Origin of the sequence: Pseudomonas sp. RW407 (assembly GCF_003176655.1) — a bacterium.
In the GTDB taxonomy this organism is placed as follows: domain Bacteria; phylum Pseudomonadota; class Gammaproteobacteria; order Pseudomonadales; family Pseudomonadaceae; genus Pseudomonas; species Pseudomonas delhiensis.
The window spans coordinates 1445261-1456719 of record NZ_QGSL01000107.1 but is presented as its reverse complement, the minus strand read 5'-3'; the positions used below and the strand labels follow the sequence as shown (position 1 = coordinate 1456719).

At 67.6% G+C, this 11459-nt stretch carries 13 protein-coding genes; 7 read left to right on the top strand and 6 right to left on the bottom strand.

The annotated features are described in order from the left end of the window. Window positions 1–216: 216 nt before the first annotated feature. From lepA to pdxJ, 7 genes are all read left to right on the top strand, one after another. A complete protein-coding gene (lepA, locus tag DK254_RS30760; protein ID WP_109936864.1) occupies window positions 217–2016 on the top strand; it encodes a translation elongation factor 4 in 1800 nt (599 codons plus the stop codon). Window positions 2017–2021: 5 nt separating this feature from the next. Next, entirely contained in the window at window positions 2022–2876 is an 855-nt protein-coding gene (lepB, locus tag DK254_RS30755) for a signal peptidase I (RefSeq protein ID WP_109936863.1), read from the top strand. A gap of 138 nt (window positions 2877–3014) precedes the next feature. Continuing rightward, the gene (locus DK254_RS30750) at window positions 3015–3392 is read left to right on the top strand and encodes a DUF4845 domain-containing protein (protein ID WP_089391471.1); all 378 of its coding nucleotides are present in this window, start codon (window positions 3015–3017) and stop codon (window positions 3390–3392) included. Next, a complete protein-coding gene (gene rnc / locus DK254_RS30745) occupies window positions 3389–4078 on the top strand; it encodes a ribonuclease III (RefSeq protein ID WP_009616452.1) in 690 nt (229 codons plus the stop codon). Before DK254_RS30750 ends, rnc begins: the two co-directional genes overlap by 4 nt. Next, complete coding sequence (era, locus tag DK254_RS30740; RefSeq protein WP_371921190.1) at window positions 4065–4979, top strand: GTPase Era; 915 nt, start codon at window positions 4065–4067, stop codon at window positions 4977–4979. The genes rnc and era overlap by 14 nt, the downstream gene beginning before the upstream one ends. Before the next feature lie 52 nt (window positions 4980–5031). After that, window positions 5032–5736 carry a DNA repair protein RecO gene (gene recO / locus DK254_RS30735; protein WP_109936862.1) on the top strand — a complete coding sequence of 235 codons (705 nt, stop codon included), beginning with the start codon at window positions 5032–5034 and terminating at the stop codon, window positions 5734–5736. Next, window positions 5729–6472, top strand: a complete 744-nt coding sequence (pdxJ, locus tag DK254_RS30730) for a pyridoxine 5'-phosphate synthase (protein WP_109936861.1) — start codon at window positions 5729–5731, stop codon at window positions 6470–6472. Before recO ends, pdxJ begins: the two co-directional genes overlap by 8 nt. A gap of 365 nt (window positions 6473–6837) precedes the next feature. Here pdxJ and cmoB read toward each other — a convergent pair whose 3' ends face one another. The 6 genes from cmoB to DK254_RS30700 form a co-directional block, all read right to left on the bottom strand. Beyond that, on the bottom strand, window positions 6838–7806 hold the full coding sequence (gene cmoB, locus DK254_RS30725; RefSeq protein WP_109936860.1) for a tRNA 5-methoxyuridine(34)/uridine 5-oxyacetic acid(34) synthase CmoB: 969 nt from the start codon (window positions 7804–7806) through the stop codon (window positions 6838–6840). Continuing rightward, window positions 7803–8543, bottom strand: coding sequence for a carboxy-S-adenosyl-L-methionine synthase CmoA (gene cmoA, locus DK254_RS30720; protein ID WP_109936859.1), 741 nt, complete (start codon window positions 8541–8543; stop codon window positions 7803–7805). The genes cmoB and cmoA overlap by 4 nt, the downstream gene beginning before the upstream one ends. A gap of 117 nt (window positions 8544–8660) precedes the next feature. Beyond that, window positions 8661–9233: a hypothetical protein gene (locus tag DK254_RS30715; protein ID WP_089391478.1), complete on the bottom strand. Its 573-nt coding sequence runs from the start codon at window positions 9231–9233 to the stop codon at window positions 8661–8663. 86 nt (window positions 9234–9319) lie between these two features. Continuing rightward, the gene (locus DK254_RS30710) at window positions 9320–10069 is read right to left on the bottom strand and encodes an ABC transporter substrate-binding protein (protein ID WP_109936858.1); all 750 of its coding nucleotides are present in this window, start codon (window positions 10067–10069) and stop codon (window positions 9320–9322) included. 7 nt (window positions 10070–10076) lie between these two features. Then, window positions 10077–10739 carry a lysoplasmalogenase gene (locus DK254_RS30705; RefSeq protein ID WP_109936857.1) on the bottom strand — a complete coding sequence of 221 codons (663 nt, stop codon included), beginning with the start codon at window positions 10737–10739 and terminating at the stop codon, window positions 10077–10079. Between the two features lie 97 nt (window positions 10740–10836). Continuing rightward, complete coding sequence (locus DK254_RS30700; protein WP_109936856.1) at window positions 10837–11232, bottom strand: protease inhibitor I42 family protein; 396 nt, start codon at window positions 11230–11232, stop codon at window positions 10837–10839. Window positions 11233–11459: the final 227 nt, after the last annotated feature.

The following is an 11459-nucleotide window of genomic DNA, read 5'->3' as shown; positions in this document are numbered from 1 at the left end:
TTGGTCGGCGTGCGGCTGCACGAAGGACACTAGGGCCGTGGGCGGGGTGGGAAAATCCTACGTTGGAGGCGGACGGCTCGTACCAACGTACTGGATGGCGGCCACTGGGCGTCGGCTGCGCTGCGTCGCAGGGTGACGCGTGGCGGCGGATTCAGGTAAACTCCCCGGCTATTTTTCGGCGGATCGCCGCCTTCAGCCTTCCGAGTGTGTCAAGCCGTGAGTGACCTGAGTCATATCCGCAATTTCTCCATCATCGCCCACATCGACCATGGCAAGTCGACCCTGGCCGACCGCTTCATCCAGATGTGCGGTGGTCTTTCCGACCGCGAGATGGAGGCTCAGGTCCTGGATTCCATGGACCTGGAGCGCGAGCGCGGCATCACCATCAAGGCCCACAGCGTCACCCTGCACTACAAGGCGCAGGACGGTAAGACCTACCAGCTGAACTTCATCGACACCCCCGGCCACGTCGACTTCACCTACGAGGTCAGCCGTTCCCTGGCCGCCTGCGAGGGCGCGCTGCTGGTGGTGGACGCCGGCCAGGGCGTCGAGGCGCAGTCGGTGGCCAACTGCTACACCGCCATCGAGCAGGGCCTGGAAGTCATGCCCGTGCTGAACAAGATGGACCTGCCGCAGGCCGACCCGGACCGCGTGAAGGACGAGATCGAGAGCATCATCGGCATCGATGCCACCGACGCCGTGGCCTGCTCGGCCAAGAGCGGCATGGGCGTGGACGAGGTGCTCGAGCGCCTGGTGACGACCATCCCGGCCCCCGAGGGCGAGATCGACGCGCCGCTGCAGGCGCTGATCATCGACTCCTGGTTCGACAACTACCTGGGCGTGGTCTCGCTGGTGCGGGTCAAGCACGGCCGGGTGAAGAAGGGCGACAAGATCCTGGTGAAGTCCACCGGCAAGCTGCACCAGGTGGACAGCGTCGGTGTATTCACCCCGAAACACACCGAGATGCCCGACCTCAAGGCCGGCGAGGTGGGCTTCATCATCGCCGGCATCAAGGACATCCACGGCGCCCCCGTGGGTGACACCCTGACCCTCAGCAACACCCCCGACGTGGACGTGCTGCCGGGCTTCAAGCGCATCAAGCCGCAGGTCTACGCCGGCCTGTTCCCGGTCAGCTCCGACGACTTCGAGGACTTCCGCGAAGCGCTGCAGAAGCTGACCCTGAACGACGCCGCCCTGCAGTACGAGCCGGAAAGCTCCGAGGCCCTGGGCTTCGGCTTCCGCATCGGCTTCCTCGGCATGCTGCACATGGAGATCATCCAGGAGCGCCTGGAGCGCGAATACGACCTGGACCTGATCACCACGGCGCCGACGGTGATCTTCGAGATCGTGCAGAAGAACGGCGAGATCCTCTACGTCGACAACCCGTCCAAGCTTCCCGACCTTTCGTCCATCGACGAGATGCGCGAGCCGATCTGCCGGGCGACCATCCTTGTGCCCCAGGAGCACCTGGGCAACGTCATTACCCTGTGCATCGAGAAACGCGGTGTGCAGCGTGACATGCACTTCCTCAGCGGCCAGGTCCAGGTGATCTACGACATGCCGATGAACGAAGTGGTGCTGGACTTCTTCGACCGTCTGAAGTCCACCAGCCGCGGCTACGCCTCGCTGGACTATAGCTTCGACCGCTTCGAGCCGGCCAACCTGGTCCGTCTCGACGTGCTGATCAACGGCGAGAAGGTGGACGCCCTCGCCCTGATCGTCCACCGCGACAACGCCCCCTACAAGGGGCGCCAGCTGGTGGAGAAGATGAAGGAACTGATCCCGCGTCAGATGTTCGACGTCGCGATTCAGGCGGCCATCGGCGGGCAGATCATCGCTCGCTCGACGGTCAAGGCGCTCAGGAAGAACGTGCTGGCCAAGTGCTACGGTGGTGACGTGAGCCGTAAGCGCAAGCTGCTGGAGAAGCAGAAGGCCGGTAAGAAAAGGATGAAGCAGGTCGGTAGCGTGGAGATTCCCCAGGAAGCCTTCCTCGCCGTGCTCAAAGTGGACAGTTAGATTCTATGACGCTGAATTTCCCGCTGTTGCTGGTGATAGCCGTCGCCCTGTGCGGCGCCCTGGCCCTGGTCGACCTGGTGCTCTTCGCGCCGCGCCGCCGGGCCGCCATCTCCGCCTACCAGGGCTCGGTCGCCGAGCCCGATCCGGAGGTGCTGGACAAGCTGAACAAGGAACCCGTGCTGATCGAGTACGGCAAGTCCTTCTTCCCGGTACTGTTCATCGTGCTGGTGCTGCGTTCCTTCCTGGTCGAGCCGTTCCAGATCCCCTCCGGCTCGATGAAGCCCACCCTCGAGGTCGGCGACTTCATCCTGGTCAACAAGTTCGCCTACGGCATCCGCCTGCCGGTGCTGGACGCCAAGGTGATCCCGGTCGGCGACCCGCAGCGCGGCGACGTGATGGTGTTCCGCTACCCCAGCGACCCGAACATCAACTACATCAAGCGCGTGGTCGGCGTGCCGGGTGACCGCGTGCGCTACACCAGCGACAAGCGCCTGTACGTCAACGACCAGCTGGTGGCCGAGCAACTGGTCGGCGAGGAGCCGGGCAGCCTGGGCAGCGTGACCCTGTACAAGGAGAAGCTGGGCGAGGCCGAGCACCTGATCCGCAAGGAAATGACGCGCTACCGCGTCGAGCCCGGCAAGGAGTGGACGGTCCCGGCCGAGCACTACTTCATGATGGGCGACAACCGCGACAACTCCAACGACAGCCGCTACTGGAACGATCCGAAGATCCCGAAGGAGCTGCTGGGCATGGTTCCGGACCGCAACATCGTCGGCAAGGCCTTCGCCGTGTGGATGAGCTGGCCGGACCCGAAACTGCGCAACCTGCCGAACTTCTCGCGGGTCGGCGTGATTCACTGAATGTGAGCTGCGTCGAGCGCCGGCCGCCGGTCGGTGCTAGAACGAAGGGCGGGGCGGCGCGCGGGGAGCGGGTCCGCCCCGCTTGCACTTGGAACCGCCGGTGGCGGGGGATGAGAACCATACCGACATGAGGTCAGCATGAAGTACGCAGGTTCGCAGAAGGGGATGTCGTTGCTGGGTTGGCTGGTAGTGCTGGCCATTGTGGCCTTCCTGGCCAGTACCGCGTTCAAGATCATTCCGCACTACCTCGACTACTACGCCATCGAGAAGGCCATCAAGGCGGTGGAAACCGACAAGGCGGCGGATGTGCGCAGCGTCCCGGAGTTCTACTCTTACGTGGACAAGGCGCTGACCATCAACAACATCCGCGACCTGAAGCTGCAGGATGCGCTGACCGTGGAACAGGACAACAACGAGTTCCGCGCGCACCTGAAGTATGAAAAACGCGAGCCGCTGATCGAGAACCTCGATCTGGTGGTCCACTTCGACAAAGAATTCCGTGTAAGAACGCCGTGAGCAATACCCTGGATCGACTCGAGCGCAAGCTCGGCTACACCTTCAAGGACCAGGACCTGATGGTCCTGGCCCTGACCCATCGCAGCTTCGCCGGGCGCAACAACGAGCGCCTGGAGTTCCTCGGTGACGCCATCCTCAACTTCGTCATCGGCGAAGCCCTGTTCAGCCACTTCCCGCAGGCCCGCGAGGGCCAGCTGTCGCGCCTGCGCGCACGGCTGGTCAAGGGCGAGACCCTGGCCCTGCTGGCCCGTGGCTTCGAACTGGGCGACTACCTGCGCCTGGGCTCGGGTGAGCTCAAGAGCGGCGGTTTCCGCCGCGAGTCGATCCTCGCCGACGCCATGGAAGCGCTGATCGGCGCCATCTACCTGGACACCGGCATGGACTCCGCGCGCGAGCGCATCCTCGCCTGGCTCGGCCCGCAACTGCGCGAGCTGACCCCGGTGGACACCAACAAGGACCCCAAGACGCGCCTGCAGGAATTCCTGCAGTCGCGCGCCTGCGAGCTGCCGCGCTACGACGTGGTGGACATCCAGGGCGAACCGCATTGCCGGACCTTCTTCGTCGAGTGCGAAGTGGCCCTGCTGAACGACAAGACCCATGGGCACGGCGGCAGCCGCCGCATCGCCGAGCAGGTGGCCGCCGCCGCCGCGCTGGTGGCCCTGGGCGTGGAGAATGGCCATGACTGAACAACTCGACGACACCAGCCGCTGCGGCTACGTCGCCATCGTCGGCCGCCCCAACGTGGGCAAGTCGACGCTGCTCAACCACATCCTCGGGCAGAAGCTGGCCATCACCTCGCGCAAGCCGCAGACCACCCGCCACACCCTGCTCGGCATCAAGACCGAAGGCGCGGTGCAGGCGGTGTACGTCGACACCCCCGGCCTGCACAAGGACAACGACAAGGCGCTGAACCGCTACATGAACCGCTCCGCCAGCGCCGCGCTGAAGGACGTGGACGTGGTGATCTTCGTGGTCGACCGCCTGCGCTGGACCGACGAGGACCAGATGGTCCTGGACCGCGTGCAGCACGTCAGCTGCCCGGTGCTGATCGCGGTGAACAAGGTCGACCGCCTGGAAGACAAGGCCGAGCTGCTGCCGCACCTGCAATGGCTCACCGGATTGCTGCCCAAGGCCGAAGTGGTGCCGATCTCCGCCCAGCATGGGCAGAACCTCGACGTGCTGGAGCAACTGGTGGCCGAGCGCCTGCCGGAAAGCGAGCACTTCTTCCCGGAAGACCAGATCACCGACCGCAGCAGCCGCTTCCTCGCCGCCGAACTGGTGCGCGAGAAGATCATGCGCCAGCTCGGCGCCGAGCTGCCCTACCAGATCACTGTGGAGATCGAGGAGTTCAAGCAGGAAGGCCGCGTGCTGCACATCCACGCGCTGATCCTGGTGGAACGCGAAGGGCAGAAGAAGATCATCATCGGCGACAAGGGCGAGCGCATCAAAAGCATCGGCCAGAGCGCGCGCAAGGACATGGAGGTGCTGTTCGACTCCAAGGTCATGCTCAACCTCTGGGTCAAGGTGAAGGGCGGCTGGTCCGACGACGAACGCGCCCTGCGCTCGCTCGGCTACGGCGACCTCTGACACCCACCCACGCGGCCCGCTGAGGCGGGCCGCCTGAAGGCCGCACCCGCGCATGAGCCTCGTCAGCGTCCCCCTGCCGACCTTCATCCTGCACAGCCGCCCGTACAAGGAAACCAGCGCGCTGGTGGACTTCTTCACCCCCGAAGGCCGCCTGCGCGCGGTGCTGCGCGGCGCGCGCGGCAAGTCCGGCGCCCTGGCGCGGCCCTTCGTGCCGCTGGAGGCGGAGTTCCGCGGCCGTGGCGAGCTGAAGAACGTCTCGCGCCTGGAAGCCGCCGGCATCCCCAACCTGCTGGCCAGCGACGCGCTGTTCAGCGGCCTCTACCTCAACGAATTGCTGATCCGCCTGCTGCCAGCGGAGGTGCCGCATCCGCCGCTGTTCGAGCACTACCGCGCGACCCTGCCGCTGCTTGCCGCCGGGCGCCCGCTGGAGCCCTTGCTACGCGCCTTCGAATGGCGGCTGCTGGACGAGCTGGGCTATGGTTTCGCCCTCGATCGCGATATTGTCGGACAAGATATCGTCCCCGGCGGCCTGTACCGCCTGCTGCCCGATGCCGGCCTGGAACCGGTGGGCGGCTTCCAGCCGGGCCTGTTCCATGGCGCCGACCTGCTGGCCATGGCCGAGGCCGACTGGAGCGCCCCCGGCGCCCTGGCCGCGGCCAAGCGCCTGATGCGCCAGGCCCTGGCGCCGCATCTCGGTGGCCGACCGCTGGTCAGCCGCGAACTCTTCATGAATCGCAAGGAACCTCCCCGTGACTGAAGCCAACCGCATCCTCCTCGGCGTCAACATCGACCACGTCGCCACCCTGCGCCAGGCCCGCGGCACCCGCTACCCGGACCCGGTCAAGGCTGCGCTGGACGCCGAGGAAGCCGGCGCCGACGGCATCACCGTGCACCTGCGCGAGGACCGCCGGCACATCCAGGACCGCGACGTGCGCGTGCTCGCCGAGGTGCTGCAGACGCGCATGAACTTCGAGATGGGCGTGACCGAGGAAATGCTGGCCTTCGCCGAGGCGATCCGCCCGGCCCACGTCTGCCTGGTCCCGGAAACCCGCCAGGAACTGACCACCGAGGGTGGCCTGGACGTGGCCGGCCAGGAAGCGCGCATCCACGCCGCGGTGCAGCGCCTGGCCGCCGCCGGCTGCGAGGTGTCGCTGTTCATCGACGCCGATCCGCGGCAGATCGAGGCCTCCGCCCGCGTCGGCGCGCCGGCCATCGAACTGCACACCGGGCGCTACGCCGACGCCCACGGCGTGGCGGAAACCGCGCTGGAGCTGGCGCGCATCCGCGACGGCGTGGAGGCCGGCCTGTCCCACGGCCTGATCGTCAACGCCGGCCACGGCCTGCACTACCACAACGTCGAGCCCGTGGCGGCGATCCGCGGGATCAACGAACTGAACATCGGCCACGCCCTGGTGGCCCACGCGCTGTTCGTCGGCTTCAAGCAGGCGGTGGCGGAGATGAAGGCGCTGATCGTGGCGGCTGCCAAGCGCTGAGCATAAGGTGGTTCCGGGCGTGGCCTCGGCGTTGGTGGAGGCCGCGGTGTATCGGCGTATAACCGCGAACGGTTATACGCCCTACGTTTCCTGGGACGACCCAGTCGTGGGAGCAATTGTCTTGCCGGCTGCGCCGGGGCGCTCTTCGTAGGAGCGAGCTTGCTCGCGAACAGACTCCGCTGCGGGGCTTATTCGCGAGCAAGCTCGCTCCTACGAGAAGCCGGGCCTGCCCGTACCGTAGGAGCGGACCTTGTCCGCGATAGCCGGACGTCCCGGCGCGATTCGCGGATGAGATCCGCTCCTACGCAACCCCACCCACGGCATTCCCCCTGGCCGCGAATCGCGCGCAGGGCGCGTGCGCAGGTCTAGGGCTTGCGCGCCACCAGGGTGGCGCGCAGCGGCGCCGGCAGGCCTTCGATGGTGCGGGTGGGGTCGTGCGGGTCGAGGAATTCCGGCAGCGACTGGTAGCGCATCCACTGGGTGGAGCGCTGTTCCTCCACCGTGGTGCGGCTCTGGTCGACGCAGCGCACGTCGGTGAAGCCGGCGCGGCGCAACCACAGCTCCAGGGCCGCCACCGAGGGCAGGAACCAGACGTTGCGCATCTGCGCGTAGCGGTCCTCCGGCACCAGCACGGTGGTGACGTCGCCTTCCACCACCAGGGTTTCCAGCACCAGCTCGCCGCCGCGGCGCAGGCAGTCCTTGAGCGCGAAGAGGTGGTCGATGGGCGAGCGGCGGTGGTAGAGCACGCCCATGGAGAACACCGTGTCGAAGCCTTCCAGCTTCTCCGGCAGCTCCTCCAGGGTGAGCGGCAGGTGCCAGGCCGGCAGGTCCGCCAGGTAGCGGCGCATGGCCAGGAACTGGCAGAAGAACAGCCAGTTCGGGTCCACCCCCACCACGCTGCGGGCGCCGGCGCCGAGCATGCGCCACTGGTAGTAGCCGTTGCCGCAGCCGACGTCGAGGATGCGCTTGCCGGCCAGGTCCAGGTGCGGCGAGACGCGCTCCCATTTCCAGTCCGAACGCCACTCGGTATCGATGTGCACGCCGAACACGTCGAAGGGGCCCTTGCGCCAGGGGATCAGCCCTTGCAGGGCGGTCTTCAGCGCGGCGCGGGTGGCGTCGTCGCAGGGGCCTTCCAGGGCGAAGCAGCTGGCCAGCTCGATGCTTTCGGCGCGCAGTCCGGGCAACTGGTCGACGGCGGCCAGCCAGCGCTCCAGGTCGCCGTGGCCGTCCTCCACCTTGGCCGCGAGCTGCGCGGCGAGGGATTCGCTCCAGGCTTGCAGGGGCGTGCCGGCCAGTTCCCGGCACAGGCCGTCGAGGGCGAAGCGTTCGATCATGGCAGGGCGACCAGCGAGGCGAAGTTCAGGCATTGGAACCACGGCACCACCTTGGAGAAGCCGGCCCGGGCCAGGCGTTCGCGGTGCTCTTCCAGGGTGTCCGGGCGCATCACGTTCTCGATGGCGGTGCGTTTCTGGGCGATTTCCAGTTCGCTGTAGCCGTTGGCGCGCTTGAAGTCCAGGTGCAGTTCGTTCAGCAGTTCCTGCTCGGCGGCATCGCTGAAGCGCAGCTTCTCCGAGAGGATCAGCGCGCCGCCGGGCAGCAGGGCCTGGCGGATGCGCTGCAGCAGCTCCAGGCGCCTGCCGGGCTCGATGAACTGCAGGGTGAAGTTCATGGCCACCAGCGAGCAGGGCTGCAAGTCCAGGCGCAGGATGTCCGCTTCCAGCAGGTCCGCCGGCAGCAGTTCCTGGTACATGGCGTCCTGGGCGCTGAGGTATTCGCGGCAGCGCGCCAGCATGGCGGCGGAGTTGTCCACCCCCAGCACCCGGCAGCCGTCGGCCCTGACGTGGCGGCGCAACGCCTGGGTCACCGCGCCCAGCGAGCAGCCCAGGTCGTAGATCAGGCTGTGCGGCTGGGCGAAGCGGGCGCCGAGCACGCCGATGTTCTCGACGATGGTCGGGTAGCCCGGCACCGAGCGCTTGATCATGTCCGGGAAGACGCGCGCCACGTCCTCGTTGAAGGTGAAATCGGCGACGTGTTCCAGGGGTTGGGCGAAGATGCGGTCAGACTCGCTCACGCGGTGGGGCCTCGGTACGGGTGGTGCGGACGGCCGGCGCCTGCCTGAGGCGACGGGGTGCGCATTGTAGCCGAGCGGGGCGCGGCGCCCCAACCTCCGGGTGACGAGCCCGGCGCTTCACTTGAGCTTGTCGGAAAAGTATTCGCCGGCGCCCTGCAGCGGGCCCAGGGGGTTCTTCTTGTCTTCCACGCGGCGGATGTTCGGCTCGCCGTTGCTGACCTTGTGCACCACCACGTCGTCGATCAGCACGAACACCGGGCGGAACGACCAGCCCTGGACCTGGCGGCGCTTGCGGAAGTTGAACATGTCGGCCCAGAAGCTGCCGATGCGCTGGCTGTCGGTCTTGTTGAAGTCGAAGGAGTAGCCGATGCAGCGGTCCTTGGCCTGCAGGCAGGTCACCAGGCCGTCGGGCAGGTAGTCGATGGGGATGTTCGGCTGCACGAAGAGCAGCCGCACGTCGATGAACGAGAGCATCTTGGCGTTGCCCTGGGTCAGCGGGTCGAAGCCCAGGCTGAGCAGTTGCGAGCGCGTGGTCCTGCCCGGCACCACCTGTTCGTAGCGGTGCTCGGCGTCCTGGTAGTCGATGAAGGGAGACTGCACCTCGGCGCGTTCGCTGGGCAGCAGGCTGCCGCAGGCGGAAAGCATCGCACAGGTTCCAAGCATCCCCAGCAAACGGACTTCAGCACGCATGAAACCTCTCCATTCGATACTCCCTGGTACTTGATCTATAGACGATGGCGGCTGTGCCTGCCGGACTTTTCTACAGGGCGAATATGTCAGTCGACAGTGACCAGGTATTCGCGCATCAGCGGTGCCCAGGCGTCGTCTTCGCGAAGCTGGCGCAGGCCCTCGTCGAGCTGCGCCAGGCGTGCGTCGGCGTCCTTCAGGTGCGGGCTCAGGGCGACGTACATCGGCCGCGGGCTGGGCAGTTCCCCTGCGCTGCGGACCTGCCCGTCGAGGCCCTGGCGCCTGAGGTAGCGGTCGACGATGCGGCGGTCCTCGACCACCACGTCGACGCGGCCCAGCAGCAGCTTCTGCAGGTTGCGTTCGAGCACGCGCTCGCCGCTGAGGACCTGCACCCGCTCATGGTCGTGCAGGTTGCGGTCGCGCCAGGCGTCCAGTTGCTCGCCATAGGAATAGCCCTGTACCAGGCCGACGGCGAGCCCGTCCAGGGAGGCCGGGCCGCGGTAGCGCCAGTCGCTGTCGGCGCGGGTGTAGAGGTGCATGTCCGCCCAGGCGATGGGCTCGCGGCCGATCAGCAGGCCCTGGCTTTCCTCGGCGTAGGCGCCGATCACCCCGTCGATCAGGCCTTCGCGGGCCATCTGCAGGGCCCGCGACCAGGGCAGGTTCTCGAATTGCGGCGGCTCGGGCAGGGCCTGGCCCAGGCCTTCGAGCAGGTAGCCGGGTTGCTCCGGCGTCTGCGGGCACAGGTAGGGGCACCAGTCGTCGCCGCCCAGGCGCAGCGGCTCGGCGGTGGCGCCCAGGGCGGCCGCGCAGCACAGGGCGGTGAGGGTGGAGCGCAGCATGTCGTCCTCAGGCGGCGGGGTTCGCCTGGGAGTATGGCAGAGGCGTACGGCGCGCACTAACCGAGGCGGCGATGCCCCACTGGCCGAGCCAGTAGCAGAGCATGATGGCGTAGCCGGCGCCGGCGAAGGGCGAGACGAAGCGGTTGATGCCGATCATGCCGTCGGAGACCACGAACAGCAGGGCGCCGACGGCGGCCAGGCGTGCGCTGGGTGAGGCCTGCGGCAGGCGGGCCAGGGCACGCCAGAGCATGCTGGCGATCACCAGGCTGTACAGCGCGATGGGCAGGCGCAGCGGTCCCAGGCCCTGCCGGTCGAGCAGCAGGAACAGCCCGCCGCCGAGCACCGCGGCGCAGGCCAGGGCCAGCGGTGCCGGGCGCCGCGTCTCGCCCAGGTAGGCGGCGAGGTAGGCCAGGTGGCCGAGGAGGAAGGCGCACAGGCCGGGAAGGAAGGCATCGAGCGGCCATTCCAGCAGCACGTCGCCGAGCAGCGACAGCGCCAGGCCAAGGGCGATCCAGCGGCGGTAGGGCGTTGCCGGCGAGGCGCCGACCCAGCCCAGCAGGGCGATGATCGGCAGCGGCTTGCACAGCATGCGCAGCCAGGGCAGGTCGAGGGCAATGCCCAGCAGGCAGGCGAGGCCGCCGAGGACGGCCAGGGGCAAGAGCCAGCGCATCTGTCGATTCTCCGCGGGAAGATGCGCCGACTGTGCCGCAGCCGTCGCCGCGGCCCCAGGCCACGGACGTCAGTTCGGGTGGTATTTGGCGCCGCGCTCAGAGGACCTTGAGCGCGCAGTCGAAGGTGCGCTCGGGGGCGACGTCGGCCTCCCAGGGGCGGCGGTAGGCCAGTTGCAGGTGGTCCTCGCCGCTGGCGCTGACGCGGAAGCGCCAGGTGGATTCGCCGGCGCTGCCGACCAGGCCGCTGTCCTCGGGATTGTTGTAGACCTCCGGGCCCAGGCTGGCCAGCACCCGGCCGGCGGGGTTGCGCACTTCCCAGCGGAAGCCGGTGGTGGGGTTGCTCGGCAGCATCAGCACCAGTTCCTGGCCCTGGTGCAGTTCCAGGGGCTTGCAGGCCTTGTCGTTTTCCAGGCTGACCACCGGGTTCGGTTGGCTGGCGCAGGCGGCGAGCAACAGCAGGGGCAGGGCGAGCAGGGGGCGGGGCGACGGCATGACGACTCCTCGGACGGTCCGGACAGCCGGGAGGATATCGCAAAGGTCCGGCGCGGTGGGACCATACGTCCCCAAGGAACGGCGTGGGTGGGGGCTCTTCGTAGGAGCGAGCCGTGCCGGCCTGCGGCGTAGGAGCGGATCTCATCCGCGAATCGCGCCGGGACGTCCGGCCATCGCGGACAAGGTCCTACGGGTAGGAATGCCATGTCTCCGGGCAACCTGTAGGA